The organism is Allobosea sp. P1_B10, from assembly GCF_056406735.1.
In genome coordinates this window covers 44,116-60,586 of record NZ_JBFTZP010000018.1, presented here as the reverse complement: position 1 = coordinate 60,586, position 16,471 = coordinate 44,116, and the positions used below count along the sequence as shown (strand labels likewise).

15 protein-coding genes and 1 pseudogene are annotated in these 16,471 nt (G+C 62.3%); 11 read left to right on the top strand and 5 right to left on the bottom strand.

All coding sequences use genetic code 11. The features are described from left to right. Positions 1 to 4 precede the first annotated feature (4 nt). Positions 5 to 2,212, top strand: coding sequence for an aldehyde oxidoreductase molybdenum-binding subunit PaoC (paoC, locus tag AC1D2L_RS23880; RefSeq protein ID WP_476848396.1), 2,208 nt, complete (start codon positions 5 to 7; stop codon positions 2,210 to 2,212). 1,032 nt (positions 2,213 to 3,244) lie between these two features. On the opposite strand, the gene AC1D2L_RS23875 is transcribed toward paoC, so the two are convergent. The 3 genes from AC1D2L_RS23875 to AC1D2L_RS23865 all read right to left on the bottom strand — a co-directional run bounded on the left by AC1D2L_RS23875 (position 3,245) and on the right by AC1D2L_RS23865 (position 4,757). After that, positions 3,245 to 3,583, bottom strand: coding sequence for a phospholipase D-like domain-containing protein (locus AC1D2L_RS23875; RefSeq protein ID WP_476848395.1), 339 nt, complete (start codon positions 3,581 to 3,583; stop codon positions 3,245 to 3,247). Positions 3,584 to 3,665: 82 nt separating this feature from the next. After that, positions 3,666 to 3,923 carry an IS110 family transposase gene (locus tag AC1D2L_RS23870; protein WP_476848394.1) on the bottom strand — a complete coding sequence of 86 codons (258 nt, stop codon included), beginning with the start codon at positions 3,921 to 3,923 and terminating at the stop codon, positions 3,666 to 3,668. A 417-nt stretch (positions 3,924 to 4,340) separates the two neighbouring features. Further along, positions 4,341 to 4,757 (bottom strand): DUF1236 domain-containing protein, encoded by a 417-nt coding sequence (locus AC1D2L_RS23865; RefSeq protein ID WP_476848393.1) that lies wholly within the window; start codon positions 4,755 to 4,757, stop codon positions 4,341 to 4,343. A gap of 510 nt (positions 4,758 to 5,267) precedes the next feature. Here AC1D2L_RS23865 and AC1D2L_RS23860 point away from each other — a divergent pair. The 6 genes from AC1D2L_RS23860 to terL all read left to right on the top strand — a co-directional run bounded on the left by AC1D2L_RS23860 (position 5,268) and on the right by terL (position 11,626). Further along, a complete protein-coding gene (locus AC1D2L_RS23860; protein WP_476848392.1) occupies positions 5,268 to 5,573 on the top strand; it encodes a DUF3489 domain-containing protein in 306 nt (101 codons plus the stop codon). After that, positions 5,570 to 6,034 (top strand): DUF2924 domain-containing protein, encoded by a 465-nt coding sequence (locus AC1D2L_RS23855; protein WP_476848391.1) that lies wholly within the window; start codon positions 5,570 to 5,572, stop codon positions 6,032 to 6,034. Before AC1D2L_RS23860 ends, AC1D2L_RS23855 begins: the two co-directional genes overlap by 4 nt. After that, positions 6,031 to 7,524, top strand: a complete 1,494-nt coding sequence (locus tag AC1D2L_RS23850; RefSeq protein ID WP_476848390.1) for a recombinase family protein — start codon at positions 6,031 to 6,033, stop codon at positions 7,522 to 7,524. The genes AC1D2L_RS23855 and AC1D2L_RS23850 overlap by 4 nt, the downstream gene beginning before the upstream one ends. Positions 7,525 to 8,182: 658 nt before the next feature. Continuing rightward, the gene (locus AC1D2L_RS23845) at positions 8,183 to 9,691 is read left to right on the top strand and encodes a site-specific DNA-methyltransferase (protein WP_476848389.1); all 1,509 of its coding nucleotides are present in this window, start codon (positions 8,183 to 8,185) and stop codon (positions 9,689 to 9,691) included. Between the two features lie 11 nt (positions 9,692 to 9,702). Then, positions 9,703 to 10,149: a DUF5681 domain-containing protein gene (locus tag AC1D2L_RS23840; RefSeq protein ID WP_476848388.1), complete on the top strand. Its 447-nt coding sequence runs from the start codon at positions 9,703 to 9,705 to the stop codon at positions 10,147 to 10,149. After that, positions 10,142 to 11,626, top strand: coding sequence for a phage terminase large subunit (gene terL / locus AC1D2L_RS23835; RefSeq protein WP_476848387.1), 1,485 nt, complete (start codon positions 10,142 to 10,144; stop codon positions 11,624 to 11,626). Before AC1D2L_RS23840 ends, terL begins: the two co-directional genes overlap by 8 nt. Positions 11,627 to 11,803: 177 nt before the next feature. Here the strand turns inward: terL and AC1D2L_RS23830 are convergent. Continuing rightward, positions 11,804 to 11,992: pseudogene (locus tag AC1D2L_RS23830) on the bottom strand (DDE-type integrase/transposase/recombinase); the annotation flags it as partial. 492 nt (positions 11,993 to 12,484) lie between these two features. Here AC1D2L_RS23830 and AC1D2L_RS23825 point away from each other — a divergent pair. From AC1D2L_RS23825 to AC1D2L_RS23815, 3 genes are read left to right on the top strand one after another with little or no spacing between them, the layout of a single operon-like run. Continuing rightward, positions 12,485 to 12,769 carry a hypothetical protein gene (locus AC1D2L_RS23825; RefSeq protein ID WP_476848386.1) on the top strand — a complete coding sequence of 95 codons (285 nt, stop codon included), beginning with the start codon at positions 12,485 to 12,487 and terminating at the stop codon, positions 12,767 to 12,769. A 3-nt stretch (positions 12,770 to 12,772) separates the two neighbouring features. After that, entirely contained in the window at positions 12,773 to 13,258 is a 486-nt protein-coding gene (locus tag AC1D2L_RS23820) for a hypothetical protein (protein ID WP_476848385.1), read from the top strand. Positions 13,259 to 13,297: 39 nt separating this feature from the next. Further along, on the top strand, positions 13,298 to 14,302 hold the full coding sequence (locus AC1D2L_RS23815) for an IS110 family RNA-guided transposase (RefSeq protein ID WP_476848411.1): 1,005 nt from the start codon (positions 13,298 to 13,300) through the stop codon (positions 14,300 to 14,302). A gap of 544 nt (positions 14,303 to 14,846) precedes the next feature. On the opposite strand, the gene AC1D2L_RS23810 is transcribed toward AC1D2L_RS23815, so the two are convergent. Next, positions 14,847 to 15,371: a MarR family winged helix-turn-helix transcriptional regulator gene (locus tag AC1D2L_RS23810; protein ID WP_476848384.1), complete on the bottom strand. Its 525-nt coding sequence runs from the start codon at positions 15,369 to 15,371 to the stop codon at positions 14,847 to 14,849. A 92-nt stretch (positions 15,372 to 15,463) separates the two neighbouring features. On the opposite strand from AC1D2L_RS23810, the gene AC1D2L_RS23805 reads away from it, so the two are divergent. Then, positions 15,464 to 16,411, top strand: a complete 948-nt coding sequence (locus AC1D2L_RS23805) for an alpha/beta fold hydrolase (RefSeq protein ID WP_476848383.1) — start codon at positions 15,464 to 15,466, stop codon at positions 16,409 to 16,411. Positions 16,412 to 16,471 lie beyond the last annotated feature (60 nt).

Here is a 16,471-nt window from a genome sequence, read left to right as displayed (position 1 = left end):
CGCCATGAAATTCGACACACCCGCCACCATCAATCCCATCGACCGGCTCAAGGTCGTCGGCCAGCCACTGGACCGCATCGACGGGCCGCTTAAGGTGACGGGCACGGCCCGTTATGCCTATGAGCAGCATGATGTCGCAGTGAACCAGGCCTATGGCCATGTCGTGGGCTCGGCCATCGCGAAGGGCAGGATCCTCTCGATGGACCTGGCCGACGCGGGGAAAGCTCCAGGTGTGTTGGCAATTGTCACCGCTCAAAACGCGGGCAAGCTCGACAAGGGCAAGCGCAACACGGCGAAATTGCTCGGCGGCCCAGAGATCGAGCACTATCATCAGGCAATCGCACTTGTGGTGGCCGAGACGTTCGAACAAGCTCGCGCCGCGGCCCAACTTGTCGTGGTGAAATACCACAAGGAGAAAGGCGCCTTCGATCTCGGCGCGCTCAAGGGGACGGCACCGAACGCCCCCAGCGAGGAGGACAGCCCAACGCAAAGCGCGGTCGGTGACTTCGCTGGCGCCTTTGCATCCGCGCCCGTGAAGCTCGACGAGAGCTACACCACGCCCGATCAGTCCCATGCGATGATGGAGCCTCACGCATCGATCGCCCATTGGGACGGCGACAAGCTGACCCTGTGGACCTCGAACCAGATGATCGCGTGGGGTGTCGGCGATCTTGCCAAGACGCTCGGCATCGCCAACGAAAACGTCAGGCTCGTCTCGCCCTATATCGGCGGCGGTTTCGGCGGCAAGCTCTTCTTGCGCGCCGATGTCTTGCTGGCGGCGCTCGGTGCGCGTGCAGCCAAGCGTCCCGTCAAGGTTGCGCTTCAGCGGCCGCTGATTTTCAACAACACCACCCATCGGCCCGCCACGATCCAGCGCATCCGTATCGGTGCCACGCCCGACGGCAAGATCACCGCCATCGGCCATGAGAGTTGGTCCGGGGACCTGAAGGACGGTCAGCCCGAGGTCGCGACGCAACAGACGAGGCTGCTCTATTACGGCGCTAATCGGATGACCTCGTTGAAGCTCGCGGTTCTTGATTTGCCGGAAGGCAATGCGATGCGGGCTCCCGGCGAGGCGCCGGGCCTTATGGCGCTCGAGATCGCCATGGACGAGATGGCGGAGACGCTGAAGATCGACCCGATCGAGTTTCGCATCATCAACGATACGCAGGTCGATCCCGAGAAGCCCAAGGTACCATTTTCGCAGCGCCGCCTGGTCGATTGCCTGCGCCAGGGCGCCGAGCGTTTCAGCTGGGACAAGCGCTCGGCGACGCCCGGCACGGTGCGAGACGGCAAATGGCTGGTCGGGATGGGCGTCGCGTCTGCCTTCCGTGGCAATCTTGTCATGAAGTCGGGCGCAAGCGTGACACTCGGGCGCGACGGCGGCGTGACCGTCCGCTCCGACATGACCGATATCGGCACCGGCAGCTACACCATCATGGCGCAGACGGCCGCCGAAATGATGGGCCTGTCCATCGACAAGGTGATGGTCGAGCTGGGCGATTCCACCTTTCCAGCCTCGGCAGGGTCGGGCGGCCAATGGGGCGCGAACTCGGCCACGTCGGGCGTCTATGCGGCCTGCGTCAAGCTGCGCGAGACCGTGCTGCAGAAGCTCGGCTTCAACTCGGCCGACGCGGTCTTCGAGGATGGCACCGTCAAGGCGGGCAACCGCGCCGTCCCACTGGCCCAGGCTGCCAGCGATCGCGAGATCACCGTCGAGGACACGATCGAGTTCGGCGATCTAGACAAGACGCATCAGCAGGCGACCTTCGGGGGGCATTTCGTCGAGGTCGGCGTCGATAAGGCTACCGGCGAGGTTCGGCTTCGGCGCATGCTGGCCGTCTGCGCTGCTGGCCGCATCCTCAACCCGAAAACGGCGCGCAGCCAGGTCATCGGCGCGATGACGATGGGCGCGGGCGCGGCTTTGATGGAGCACCTCGCCGTCGACAAGCGGCGTGGCTTCTTCGTCAACCACGATCTCGCCGGTTACGAGGTTCCCGTCCATGCCGACATCCCTCATCAGGAGGTCGTCTTCCTCGACGAAACGGACCCGATGTCGTCCCCGTTGAAGGCCAAAGGCGTGGGCGAACTCGGGATCTGCGGCGTCGGCGCTGCCGTCGCCAATGCGATCTACAATGCCACCGGTGTCCGTGTCCGCGACTATCCGATCACGCTCGACAAGCTGCTTGACCGGCTGCCGGCGTTGAGCTGAACGGGGGACGGCCATCATCGCCACTTCTGTGCCCGGCCGCATGACCATCGCGTTGACCCAGGCGGCGTCGGTCTCGTTGAGCGGGTTCTCGAGGACGCCCGCAAATCTGCAGCTTGCTGGCAAGCTCCTGCGCTTGCTCGACTACCTGATCGGTATTGCGCTGGCCGGCACAGGATCGAGGTCCAGGATATTTTGCCGAGGGTCCCGTTTGGGCGCCTTCCCACTCCGGTCGGCTTCGCTCCAGGCCATGATCGCAGCATTCGTATAGGCCCATGGGGACGCGACTATCACACACCTCTGGAGCGCGTAGAAATCGATTACGCCCCGAGATTTTGCCGATTTTTCTGTTGGACGTGGCACGAGCTCGATTGAGGCCCACCACCAGGACCCCGGCAAAACAGTGATATTCGGTCGGGACGACTACCCCGGCACGTTGAGCCGCTTCCCCTCAGACGATGCGAAATATCTTCTCAGCCTCTCGTATTCGGGGCGGGATTGCGCATGTGAGGTCGACGTGGGGAATGCCCGACGCGGGGCGGCGCCGGGTTCAAGTTAGTCCCTCGTGGCAGAGTGGCTCACTCGCGCACCGTCCGAAGCCGGCGCGCGAGCGGTCTTCGATCAATATCGGTAGTAGCCCCGATCGAAGCTGCGGCGGCCATATGCGCGAGCGTGAGGGGGCGGACCATGAAAGCGGCGGCCATAGCCTCGGCCCGGACCATCCCAATGGCGACGGTTCGGGCGCCAGCCACGGTCGCCGCGATAATACTGGACGTCCTGCACGCTACTCGGTTGCTCCATGGCCGTGCTCGTCGAGACGGGCACCGCAAGTGCGGGAACGGTTGCGAGCGCCCCGAGTGCTATCGCTGCAGCAATGATCGTTTTACGCATTTGGTCTCCTAGAATTGCGATCTGACGTCAGGTCGAATGTCGATCAAACGCGAAATGGAAACGATAGTTCAGTTTTGATTGCATAAAATGTGGATATATTTCGAATGATATGAGATGAACGCATGATGAACGTTTTTGTATGTTTTATATTTCTACGCGACGCGAAATTTTCGTATGAAAAAATGCCGCGATTTTTTTAAATTTGCGAACGCAACAAGCTCGCCATCCAGTCTGATATCTTTTCCGAGACGGTCCTCCTCTCCCAGAGCGACAACGTGTAAGACGTGGAGCGTTCGACGTCGGCGTCAAAAAGTCGATCTGTCTTTTTGCGAAGCGCTCGTCGTAGAAGTTGATGTTGGCCTCGTCGTCGTTCAGGCGACGGGCCCGCTCGTCGATATTGGTCGAGCCCACGGACGTCCAGATCCCGTCCACGATCGCGACCTTGCAATGATACATCGTCGGTTCGAATTCGTGGATCCTCACGCCGGCCCTGAGCAATTCCTCCCAAAGGTGCCGCGATCGCGGTCAGCGCAACCTTCTTCTCCTTCCCAGCCGCGATGAGCTCTTAGTACTGCTTCTCGAGATCGGGGTTGACGCGTGCCGCGGCTATTGCCGGGAAGTAGAGCGCTTGGCGCAACGCGGCGCGACCGCCTTGGATGCGTTCCTTGCCCTGCCATTTGCCCGACTGACGGGCTACAGGCGCTAGTCCGGCCAGAATCGCTGCCTGCTTTCCCTCAAGCTCCCCGAGTTCCGGCATATCGATGATGAGCGCTATGGCGGTTAGATTGCCAATAAATCCCGTTAGCCCCCTCGCATCGCCCAAGACAGCCTATCCCGCTATGGCAGCGCGACGCCTCCGGCGCGCTGCGGGGTCTTGCGGGATGCAATTCTGCAGGCAGTTCAATTCGAGGCAGTCGGCCCAGGGTAAACCACTCGCACTTTTCTCCGGTTGGTCGGCGCATTTTCGGTGCCAGAGGCAATAGGTCTCGGAAGTGCCTCGGGGGGCTTCGAAGTCGCAAGATCCGGTTTGGCCGACGGGCGTGGCCGACTTGATAGGTCCAACCCACGCGAACCGTGACTTTTGCCTTGGTACTCCGCGCCAGCTGACGTCGCCATCAGGATGCACAGGACCGCCGACCCGACAGGTAATAACGAGATGCGTCGCATCGAAATCCCCATCATACTGAGTCAGAGGTGAGCGAGGGGCCGGTCCTTTCGGGCTGGCCCCTCGGACGCGATATCAGTCGATGACCTGCACGATGCGTCCAGTGTCGGGATCGACGAGCACGGTGCGGTTGTTGACCACGGTATAACGATAGGTGGTCGCGCCATATTCACGCGGGACCTCGTAATACGTCACGCCCTGGCGCGGCAGGGTCGAGCCGACCACGACCGGCTCGGCATAGGTATAAGACGGCCGGCGCTGCTCGGTGACATAGGTCTGGAAGCGGGGGGTGTTGTCGCCGATGATCCCGCCGACCACGGCACCGCCAACTCCCCCAACCACAGCACCAACCGGGCCACCAACAATGGCCCCGCCCACTGCACCGGTGAGTGCGCCGCTCGCGGCCCCACCCTGCGCACCCGGCGGGTTCTGCGCGAATGCAACAACTGGAGCCGTGGCCAAAGCTACAATGAGAGCAATCTGCTTAATCATAGTGACGTCTCCTCGCTGCCATGCGTCGGGACAATCCCGGGCTGGCAGCCGGAGCGACAACTCGACTAAATTAGCAAGGTTCCAAACTGCGAATTCTAGTGAAAAATACACGGCGCTCACGCGGCGATCTATTCAGAAGAAGGTTTGGTTGCGATAAGGCACGCTACTAATCACTTGGATTTTATGTGTATCTGTCGAGGAACGAAGTCGCGCTTGACGCCGCATCCCCGCTACAGATCGTCGAAGTGAGCTGCCCAATTGCGGACCTCGCGGAAGTCTGCTTAGGGCCAACTGCGGAAGCAGGAGCGGACCCCAGGTTCAATTTTAGATCCGACAGCCGGAGTTTTGCGTGGCCGCTTAATCGACTGGACTTCGTTCGCACAGCAAGCATTGGTGTCCATGGCGACGCGAAGAGACGCGCCGATCTTCTGAGGCAACCCTGCCGGCCTGGCGCCGCGGCGGGGTCGCGGTGGTGATGGGGATGACCCCGTCTGCCCCGAGGAGATCATCATGTTTCGTCGAACCAGCAAGACCGCGCCAGCCGCTTTATCCCAACCTCCGGCAGCCATCACCACCGGCGTGATTTCAGCCCCGCGTCCGAGCAGCAAACTTGGCATCGTGCTCGATCTGCTGCAGGCAACGGATGGCGTTAGCCTGACTAAACTCGTTTCAGTAACGAACTGGCAGCCTCATACCGTGCGAGCAGCCCTCACCGGCCTGCGAAAGCGCGGCTTTGTCATCGCGATAGAAATGGGCGTTGCCGCAGATGGCGCGAGGATTTCGGTCTACCGTATCGCTGCGGGGCAGGCCCAATGAGCCCTATCAGGCAGCCCAGGACGGCCAAGCCCGCGGCATCGGGACTGACCGACGAGTTGACGAGCCTCTCTACGCTGGGCTTCGATGAGCTGCGCGGCCGCTTCCGCAAACTTTACCGCACTTCAGCTCCCGCTGGCCTCTCGCGCGAGATGGTCGCGCGCCTGGTTGCTCATCGCATGCAAGAGCAGCAACTCGGCAAACTCAACGCCGAACTGGCACGCCACCTGGCAAAGCTGGCGCGCGGCCAGGAGACCCATCGACGGATCAAGACAGGATCCGTGCTGGTGCGCGAGCATGATGGAGTTAGCCACGAGGTCGTGATCGTTCCCGATGGCTTCCTTTGGAATGGTGAGACCCATCGCAGCCTCTCAACCTTGGCCAAGCGCATTACCGGCACGACCTGGAACGGACCGCGCTTCTTTGGTCTCCGACAACGCCCGCCCGTCAGGGTGTCGCCATGATCACGCCTCCCACGACCAAGCCGCAGCGTTGCGCGATCTACACCCGCAAATCGACCGAGCATAATCTCGACCTCGCCTTCAACTCGCTCGATGCTCAGCGCGAAGCCTGCGAGGCCTATATCAAGAGCCAGGCCCATGAGGGCTGGAACCTGATTGGCGATCGCTTTGATGATGGCGGCTTGTCTGGCGCCTCTTTGGAACGCCCTGCCCTGCAGCAATTGCTCGATGCGGTTCGAGCGAAACGCATCGACATCATCGTCGTCTACAAGGTTGACCGGCTGACGCGCTCGCTTGCAGATTTTGCCAAGCTGGTTGAGCTCTTCGACGAGCACGGCGTTTCATTCGTCTCTGTGACCCAGTCGTTCAACACAACAACGAGCATGGGCAGGCTGACTCTGAATGTCTTGCTGTCATTCGCCCAGTTTGAGCGTGAGGTCATCGGTGAACGCGTCCGCGACAAGATCGCTGCCTCTAAGACCAAAGGTCTCTGGGTCGGTGGTCCCATCCCCCTCGGCTATCGCAGCGAGAAGAAGCAGCTCATCACCGTCGAGCAGGATGCTGCGCTGGTGCGTCGCATCTTCAAGCTCTATCTCGATCTCGGCACGGTCGGCGCGGTCGCCGAGACGYTGGACCGTGAGGGCATCCGCACCAGGTTGGGCTGCAGCTTCCGGGTCGGCATGCTCGCCCACCTGCTCAAGAACCGCTTCTATCTGGGTGAGATCGTCTGGCGCGGCGTGTCGCATCGCGGAGCACATGAGCCGATTGTGACGCTGGACATATTCGATGCGGTCCAGCGCGCGCTCGCGGCGGCGGCCGTCGATCGCAAGGGCCGATCGGCYAATACCGCCTTTRCCYTGGCTGGCCTCCTTTATGACGATGCCGGCAACCGGATGAGCCCGAGCCACGCCCGCAAGAGTGGAGCGCGATATCGCTACTATGTCTCTCAGGCGCTGATCCAGCACCGCAAAGCTCAGGCCGGTTCGATTGCGCGCATCTCGGCTCCCGAAATCGAAGCTGCCGTAAAGGCCGCAGCTGCGCCGCCGCTCCAGATCGCGCGCGTGACATTGCACCGCGATCATCTTTTGATCGACGTGATGGCCGAGGCCAACGATAGCCAGAGTCACCAGCCGATCCGAGTGCCCTTTGCCTGGCAACCGCAGGGGCGCCGCAAGGGAGTGGCTCATGAGTCAACGCAGCCATCCCGCCTGGACCACGATTCCGCTGAGGCGATCCTGACGATGATCGCCCAGGCGCGGCACTGGATGGCGCAGCTGAGTGACGGCCAGATATCCTCGACTGAGGCCATCGCAATCCGCGAGGGCATGGGCGAGCGCAATGTTCGCAAGCTACTTCCACTGGCGTGTCTATCGCCCAAGCTTATCGGCGCCATCGCTGATAGAACCGCGCCTGCCAACCTCTCTGTCAGTCGACTATGTGTAGCCCTGCCCCATGACTGGGCGAGCCAGGAACAGCGCTTCCTTATTCACTGACGGCTTGGAACCCCCGCATCGCAGCCCGCCGCTCTGCGGCGGGCTTCTGGTTCCGGCGTCCTTGTCGAACCGGTCTGGCCCAGGACTGATGCGAACCGGTCTCGCTGATATTCCCGCGGAATTTCAAAATGGGGTAGGCCAGACAGCCGACTAGAAACCCGCCCGATCTGGCGAAGTCGCGCGCTTGACGGCGACGAGCAGACGGCGGGCCCCGGCTAACCCGCGACACCGTCGCGGAAATCCGTGAGCCACCCGAAAATCTGGTTCGCACAGAATATTTGGCTGACGACGCAGTTGGCGGCGAACCGGTCTGGTCAATTTTCGGCGGCGCCCCCGGTTCGGTTTCACTGTTCTGAGGGAAATCAGCAGGGAAACTGTGCTGCGAGGCGGGCTTCCATAAGGGCGCCCAGGCGGGAGTGGCTCGCTAGCCACGTACACTGGCTTTGTCAAAACCCTTTGAAATCAAACGCTTGCAGCGAATGAGGCGATGCTGTAGGAGTGATTCTGTCTAGCGGCAATTTCCCTTTCCTTCGGGAGCATTCGCGGACAGCCCACGGCCCATCGCGGGCCGTATCACTGCCGATCTCCTGATCGCGGTGAACGTTGCCGGGTTTCCTTCGGCGCGCGGGCTGACCTCTTGCTTTGAAGGATCACCGCCATGAGCGCACCGCTCTCTCCCAAAGTTGTTGCCTCCCCCGATAACATCAATGCCGTGCCCGTGCCGAAGCGGCGCGCGCCCAAGGCCGCCCTGCCCCCGACCAACGCGGCCGAAGCGCTCTATCGGGACCTAAAGCTCGCAGTCGAGCACGTCCCCATCGAAGGCCTCAAGGCCTACAAGCGCGTCTTGCGCCGCCATACGGCGGAGCACATCGAGCAGCTGGTGGCTTCGATCAACGCCTTTGGCCTGGTGCAGCCGATCCTGGTCGATCGGGACGGCGAGATCGTCGGCGGTCATGGCCTCTTCGACGCGGCCCGCAAGGCCGGTCACGTGACCGTCCCGGTCATCCGTCTCCGCCACCTCGACGAGGCGCAAAAGCGCACGCTGCGCATCGCACTGAACGCGCTGGCCGAGAAGTCCGATTGGGACAGGGAGCTGCTGGCTCTCGAGTTCGGCGAACTCCTCGAGATCGACCTCACGCTCGACCTGAGCTTCGGGCTGGAGATCACCGGCTTCCGCTCGGCCGAGATCGATCATTTGATCGAGAGCGCAGCGACGAACAGCCCCGACGCTGCGGATGATGTCTTGCCCGATGAGGCGAACGGAGCTCCTGTCAGCCAACCCGGCGATCTCTGGCTGCTCGGCGAGCACCGCCTGATCTGCGGCGATGCGCGCGACAAAGCAACCTACGCAGCCCTGCTCGACGACGAGCGCGCGGCGATGGGCATCCATGACGCGCCCTATGACGTCCCGATCTCGGGCCATGTCGCCAAGCCCGGCCGGCACCGCGAGTTCGTGATGGGCTCGGGCGAACTGGGGGCAAACTTCACCCCGTTCCTGACCGGCTTCCTGTCGGCCAGCTCGGCCTTCCTGGTGCCCGGCGGCTATCAGTTCTGCTTCATGGACTGGCGCCACATCGGCGAGATGCTCGCGGCCGGACAGGCCGCGGGCCTGGAGCTCAAGAACCTCTGCGTCTGGAACAAGGGTGCCGGCGCGATGGGCTCCCTCTACCGCTCGCAGCACGAGCTGGTGTTCTTGTTCAAGGATCCGGGGCAGCCCGGTGCGAACAACGTGCAGCTCGGCAAGTTCGGGCGGAACCGGACGAATGTCTGGGACTACCAGGGTGCAGCGGGCCTGCGCAAAGAGCTCAAGCTGCATCCGACGCCGAAGAATGTCCGGATGATCGCCGATGCCGTGCGCGACGTCACGCAGCGCAACGAGATCGTCCTCGACGCCTTTTCAGGCTCCGGCACGACGATCATCGCCTGCGCGAAGGTTGGGCGTCGGGGCTACGCGGCCGAGCTCGATCCGCATTACGTCGATGTCGGCGTTCGACGCTGGGAGAGCTGGGCGGGGAGGTCCGCCCGGCACGCCTCCACCGGTTTGAGCTTCGGCGAGATGACCGAACTGAGGGGGTCACTGACCAACCGGCAGGTCGCCCCAGCGACGACGTCGTCCGAAGCGCTGCCCGCTCCGAAGGTGCGGCAGCGCTTCAGGCGCGTTGCCTGAGGTGACGTGTCATGACCAAGAACACCCCCCCGCGCGCCGCGAGCGATTACGAGGTCGGTCGCGGTAAACCCCCGCGCGCCTCCCGGTTCAAGCCCGGGCAGTCCGGCAATCCCGGCGGACGCAAGAAAGGCAGCCTCAATCTCAAAACCATCCTGACCGCCGTGATGGAGAGCGAGATCGAGGTCGCCGAGAACGGTCGCAAGCGGACCGTAACCAGGCTCGAGGCCCTCATCCTGGGCCAGGTCCAGGTCGGCCTGCGCGGTAACACCCGGGCGAGCGACAGCCTGCTCAATCGCTATGAGCGGCTCGCCGACGTCGGTGTTGAGCAGGGGGATGAGCTGCCGGAAGACGACCAGGCCCTGTTGGAGCGGGCGCTGAACTCTCGGCGCCGCGTGAGCTCTGAGCGCGCCAGGGGTCCTGCTGCGGCAGATCTGGAGGAGGACACAGATCATGACTGACCGTGCCCGTCTCCTGCGGGCCTTCCTGCGCGAAGACCTTTCGACTTTCAGCGAGAAGGTCTTTGGCACGCTGGAGCCTGGCACACCCTACCAGCACAACTGGCACATCGATCACTTGTGCTGGCAGCTGATGCGGGTCGCACGGGGGGAGGTCCGCCGTCTGATCATCAACGTCCCGCCCCGGTCCATGAAGTCGATCACCGTCTCGGTCGGGTTCACGGCCTGGGTGATGGGGCGGGATCCGACCAAACGCATCATCTGCGTGTCCTATGCTGATGATCTGGCGCGCAAGCTCTCCGTCGACACGCGCACGGTGATCGATAGCCCCTGGTACCGGGAACTGTTCCCCAAACTGCAATTGGCGTCCCGGCGTCCCCGCAGCATGGAGCTGATCACGACCGAACAGGGCTATCGCTTTGCCGCCGGCATCAACGGCGCGATCCTCGGCCGGGGGGCGGATCTCATCGTCGTCGACGATCCGATCAAGGCGACCGATGCGTTGTCGGAGAAGGAGCGGCGGCGCGTGAACGAGGCTTTCGACAACACACTCCAGACCCGCCTGAATGACAAACGGACCGGCGCGATCGTGATCATCATGCAGCGACTGCACGAAGACGATCTCGTCGGGCATGTCATTGGCCGGGAAGACTGGGACATCGTCTCGATCCCGGCCATCGAGACCGATGCCAGGACCTACCAGCTCAGCGATAAGCCGGGGCATGTTTATGTCCGCCAGCCCGGCGAGGTTCTTCACGAAGCGCGCGAGCCCCTGGCTATTCTGGAGCAGATGCGGCGCGCACAAGGGTCGCTCACCTTCTCCGCCCAGTATCAGCAGGCTCCGATTCCACCCGAGGGGAACATCGTCAAACGCGAGTGGTTGCGCTCCTACTGCAAACCACCCAAGTCCTTCGACTTCATCGTGGCCAGCTGGGATACCGCCTCGACCCTGTCGGAAAGCGCGGATTACTCCGTTGGCACGGTCTGGGGCGCAAAGGGTCTCGACTTTTATCTGCTTGATCTGGTGCGCGAGCGTCTGGAAGTGCCGGAGTTGAAGCGGGAGATCCTCCGCCTCTCCAAGGCCTGGAATGCCGACCAAACGATCATCGAAGACACCGATATCGGCCGGGCGATCACGCAGGATCTGCGACGGTTGGGCGAATGGCGCGCCATCTTGCGCAAGCCGCGCTACGACAAGCAGACGCGCTTTGTCATGCAGTCGGCACGCTTCGAGTCAGGCCAGGTCCATGTCCCGCAGGAGGCCCCCTGGCTGGCCACCTGGCTAAACGAGCTTCTCGCCTTTCCGAATGGGCGCCACGATGATCAGGTCGACTCCACCAGCCAGGCGCTGAGCTATCTCACGGGCCGTACCCACCCGCCCCACGCCGCTCAGACCCCGCGCGAGCGCCCCCAGCACGTCCGCCGGCCGGCCGGATTTGCGCGGCAGGCCGGTTTCCAGAGAGGTGGCGCAGAAGAGTAGCGCGGTTGCGTCGATGGGCGAGGAACCAAAAGCCCCTCGAGCGCCATATGATCTCCCGAGCGACGCTGCGCCTCTTTCGAGCCGCGGTCGCGCGACAGTGGCAAATTGCGACGGCCGCCGCGTAAGTCGGCTTTGCTAGGGCGAAATCCTGGATGGCCGACATTCCCGTGACAATGCCGCAGCACCCTTATCCCGTCTCGATTGCACCAGCATGTCGAGGATCTGGCCCTCGCTGTCGACGGCTCGCCATAGATACAGGTGCCGGCCCTGGATGCGGATCACCATCTCGTCGAGGTGCCAGATGTCTGCCGGTTGCGGCCGAAGCCGGCGCAGGTTGCGGGCATAGCTGCATCCAAATTTGGCCAACGCGGTCAATCGAGCTGTCGTCGCATCCCGCGCCGTTCGTGAAGCTCGATCCCGTCACAAACCCCGGTTGGTACCTTCGGGATCCAACCTTGCGTCGTGGGGATATCGTGGTCATTGGACGCGGCGTATTGGTTTACCGAGGGCGCGACAGCGATAACATCCACCGGGAGCGACTTCGCCGAACTCGGCGGTGGCAAGATCGGTCGAAGAACTGCCAATATCAACTGAAGACCGCAGCCCAAAGTGGCCGCTTCCTCACCTCTACCACGCGAGCCAAAACGGTTGAAGCTACGGCCTATTAGCCGCAGCTCGAATGGCGCCAGGTGCGCAATCTAACCATCCCGATCGGCATGCGCCGCGCGCACGCGGCAGATAAAGCAGGGGTGAACTCTAACCTTCGTAACGACGTGTGGAACAGGAATGGAGCGCGGCGGTTGCAGCGTCAGGAGCGTCGCGAGCGCGACGACCGAATCCAAATCCGGAGGAAGTGTCATGGAAAACGGCAGCGGTACATCAACTGCGACCGGCTTCAAAGCGATGTCGCAAAACGCCGAGACAGGCGAGAGCGGCGACCAGCAAAACAAAGAGGGCAATACCGGCGTCGCGGCCAGCCTGAAGGCGTACGGTGTTGACACCGACCAGATGACTGAAGCGGCCGGAGAACAGGTCTCCGAACTTCAACGACTAATCCTGGATGAGGTCAAAGCCCGTCCGCTTCGCGCTCTAGGATGGGCGGCGGCAGCTGGCGTCATCTTCGGTTTCTGGGCGGCGAAGTAAGTCGTGGGCGGCTTGTTCGCATATTTCGTTGCTAAAGCGACGACAGCAATCAAGCGCAAAGCCACCGTCTACGGCCTCATGGCTGTAGGCGGATTGCTTATGATTTTCGCCGGAGGTTACCTACTGAATGCCGGTTACGTGATGCTCGCGTTTCGCTTAGGGCCCACTTCCGCCAGTTTGATTGTTGCAGGCGGCTTGTTCGTTTTGGCAGTTATTGCGGGGTTTGCTGCGTCAATCATCGGAAAGCGTCCGGTACGCTCGGCGAAGGTCGCGATCCAGTCATCGCCGTTCAGTCATCCGCCCCATCGTGCGCCCTATTCACAGCAGCGAATAGTGGCAATTGGTGCTGGAGCGGCGGGCGCACTGAGCGCTGCCATCGTATTAGCGCGCTTCCAGGTCCTTCGTAGCTTTTTACGAGGTAAGCCTGGCTCCAGACCTGTTTCCACGCCAAAGGCTTCGCCCGAGCCTCGTGGAAGCAGGCGAACCTAAAAAACCCGGCGCTTGGAAGAATGGTCATGGCTGAAAAAGGTGAGAAAACTGCTGGTCAGGCGCGTCGCGCGAGCGACAGTCGCCCAAGGCCCGGCTCAGGTACTCCGTCCACGGATACACCGGATCAAACACTGGCAAATCGTCAGCGAAGGTGACACCAGGGTTGGGCTCGAGACTGGCCCATTGGCCGTCTGGCTCTGGAACGAGCTGACAAGCCGACGCCTGCCTATCATCTGCATCGATGCACGGCACGCCAATGCGGCTCTGAAGATGCGGCCGGTTAAGACCGATCGTAATGATGCTGCAGGTCTTGCCCAGATCATGCGCACAGGCTGGTTCAAAGAGGTCCGCATAAAAAGCCGCGACAGCTACCAGGTTCGCTCCATCCTTGTCGCCCGGGAGATGCTGGTGCGCACCCGGATTAAGATCGAGAACGAGATCCGAGGGTTGCTGCGCACTTTCGGGGTTCTGTTCGGCAAGCGCGTCGGCAGCTTCACCAGCCGCGCCGACGAGATCATCTACGGCGAGTTAGATACGGCTCCCGAGATGCGTGTCATTGCCGAGGTACCGATAAAGGCGCGTGCTGTGATCCTCGACCAGATCAAGGTGCTGGACCGACGTCTCATGGCCATTGCCAAATCAACGCCGACGGCTCGGCTGTTCATGACGGCTCCTGGCGTCGGCGTCATCACCGCTCTGTCCCTCGCGTCCTCATTCGACGACGCCGGGCGCTTTAAAAGATCATCGAGCGCGGGCGCCTACCTCGGACTGACACCGCGTCGATACGAGTCCGGCGAAACCAGTCGGAATGGCCGCATCTCCAAGCAAGGAAACAGGATGACGAGGAAGCACCTCTACGAGGCGGCCACGACACTCTTGACGCGAAACCTGCGCTTCTCGACGCTGAAGGCGTGGGGGCTGAAGCTCGCGAAGGTCTCGGGCTTCAAGAAGGCGCGGATCGCCGTTGCCCGGAAGATCGCCGTCATCCTTCACGCGATGTGGAAGACCAATACCCCCTTCCGCTGGGGCTCCGCAGCCACATGATCGCAGACGCGTTGCTCGGCTGACTGTACGGATGCGTCCCCGCCGGTACGTATGGCGCGGATCAGGCCGTCCCTGAAAATGCAGTGCCTTCGACGGCAACTGCGAGGGCCACTTCGGTCGATCCAACCATTCTGACGCCAACATGCGGCGATCCATAGAGATCGACCACGGAGAGAACCATGAACCCGGCGTGTACGCGGCCTTCAATCAGGCAACTTGACCAGCGCGATTAGAGAACTTTTCAGGGGGCAGGCCAGCATGAGAAAGGGCAATCCAGATTTGAAGGCGTGGCTGGAGAAATGGGTCGCGGACAATATCGCCAACGGTAAGCTCAATGCCATCTACCGCAAGTCGATCTGCCTGTGAAAGAGCTTCAGGCCGCAAACTGATTTACCTCCGGGGCAAACGCAGGCGGAGACGTAGCAATCTTCGCCTGCCCATACGATCGCAGGGATTTGTCAACGCAGTTCATATGCCCGAATGAACCACCCGCGATGGGCATCCGCTTTTAGCCTGCGCGGAGATGGCTTGGATCTTATCGCGTTTAAAGCTCCGACGGAGATCCCCACTGCGGCACATGCGCTGCGAGCTTGTCGAGCAGCCGATCGAGCTGCCGGCATTCCGCTGCTGACAGGCAGGCCACCATCGCGTGCTCGCGGGCCTTCAGCGCCGGTATGTAGCGCCCATAAAGCTCGCGCCCAGCTTCCGTCAGATACAACAGCTGACGCCGGTTGTCGGCCTGATCGGTCTGGCGCCTGATCAGCCCCTTCTTGTCCAGGGCGATGGCGGCGCGGCTGACGCCGGCCTTGAGATGGCCCGAAAATTCGCAGAACTCGCTGGCCGTGATGCCGTCGCGAAAATGCAGCGCGAGCAGGATCACGATCTCGGGCCGGGTCAATCCGAACTCGGTCTCGATCGCGCGAAAGGACGGCTCCCGATAGAAGTTGAGAATGTAGCCGATCTTATAGGCGGTCGGGATCTCGGTGCCGTTCAGGATGTCGCGCAGACCCGGGCCGGCCTCGGCCTCGTCCTTGGGATTGCCGGCGCGGGGTTTCGCAATTGGTCTCATATAAGACTTTTCTGTTGCAGCGGCGATGGGACAGTCCTAGCATCTTCGTCAATGACAGGACATGGCCGCGAAGCCGTGCATCGGAGGATGCCATGCAGGACACCGCGCTCGCAGCGCGCCGCTTGAATTCGGCGGGTTCGCGCCTTGGCCGGAGCTTCTTCTCCGGCACCGCGAAACGCCCGATTTACGTCGATTATATTGGCGCCGCTGGCGACGTGCCTGTCAGGCGCCCTGTCGTGATGGTGCATGGCGGCTGCCATACAGGCACGTGCTATCTTGCGACGCCCGACGGGCGAGAAGGCTGGGCCGGCGTCTTCGCCGCGGCGGGCCACGACGTTTTCGTAGTCGACTGGCCCGGCCATGGCCGTTCGCCTGTTTGCGAGGATCTGGCCACTCTGTCGACGCGCGAGATCGCCGAGAGCCTGCGCGTGCTGCTCGAGGATGTGGGCCCGGCGATCCTGGTGGTACATTCCGCCAGCGGGCCGATGGCGTGGTGGGTGGCCGAGCAGGCGCACGCATCCGTCGCTGCGATTATCGGCATCGCCCCCGGCGCGCCCGCCAACATCCTGAAGGTGCTGCCGGACGATCCCGCCGAGGTCGCCAAGCTCAGCCAGGATGTCAGCCTCGGCTGCCCGGTCTGCCTGCCCGAAGACAAGCCGGTCCGTGTTGGCCGCGATTTCATCGAGAGCTTCTGGGCAAATGCGCCGCGCTTTCCCAAGCATGGCCTCGACACCTACGCGCTTGCCATCGTGCCGGAGAGCGCAGGGCTGTTCAATGAACGCTTCAATATCGGCGGGCGCGGCCTTCGCATCGACGACCCGGCGTCGCTGGCAAAGCTTCCGATCCTGATCATGACCGGCGACCATGACCCCCGCCATCCCCGCGCCATGGACGAGGCGACGGCTCGATATATCGGCGCCGAGTTCGTCTGGCTCCCCGATCGCGGCATCACCGGCAACGGACACATGCCGATGATCGAGGACAATAGCGACGAGATTGCAGCGCTGCTGCAGGAATGGCTGGCAGGCAAGGGCCTTTGAAGACCTCGACATCAAAGCCGCGCTGAAGCGGCACAAATCGATCCCAAGGGAGGGACCATC

Bases quoted from the DNA above. Each gene is read 5' to 3' on its own strand.
- paoC (WP_476848396.1), top strand. From the start codon at position 5: ATGAAATTCGACACACCCGCCACCATCAATCCCATCGACCGGCTCAAG.
- AC1D2L_RS23865 (WP_476848393.1), bottom strand. From the start codon at position 4,757: ATGATTAAGCAGATTGCTCTCATTGTAGCTTTGGCCACGGCTCCAGTT.
- AC1D2L_RS23860 (WP_476848392.1), top strand. From the start codon at position 5,268: ATGTTTCGTCGAACCAGCAAGACCGCGCCAGCCGCTTTATCCCAACCT.
- AC1D2L_RS23855 (WP_476848391.1), top strand. From the start codon at position 5,570: ATGAGCCCTATCAGGCAGCCCAGGACGGCCAAGCCCGCGGCATCGGGA.
- AC1D2L_RS23845 (WP_476848389.1), top strand. From the start codon at position 8,183: ATGAGCGCACCGCTCTCTCCCAAAGTTGTTGCCTCCCCCGATAACATC.
- AC1D2L_RS23840 (WP_476848388.1), top strand. From the start codon at position 9,703: ATGACCAAGAACACCCCCCCGCGCGCCGCGAGCGATTACGAGGTCGGT.
- terL (WP_476848387.1), top strand. From the start codon at position 10,142: ATGACTGACCGTGCCCGTCTCCTGCGGGCCTTCCTGCGCGAAGACCTT.
- AC1D2L_RS23825 (WP_476848386.1), top strand. From the start codon at position 12,485: ATGGAAAACGGCAGCGGTACATCAACTGCGACCGGCTTCAAAGCGATG.
- AC1D2L_RS23810 (WP_476848384.1), bottom strand. From the start codon at position 15,371: ATGAGACCAATTGCGAAACCCCGCGCCGGCAATCCCAAGGACGAGGCC.
- AC1D2L_RS23805 (WP_476848383.1), top strand. From the start codon at position 15,464: ATGCAGGACACCGCGCTCGCAGCGCGCCGCTTGAATTCGGCGGGTTCG.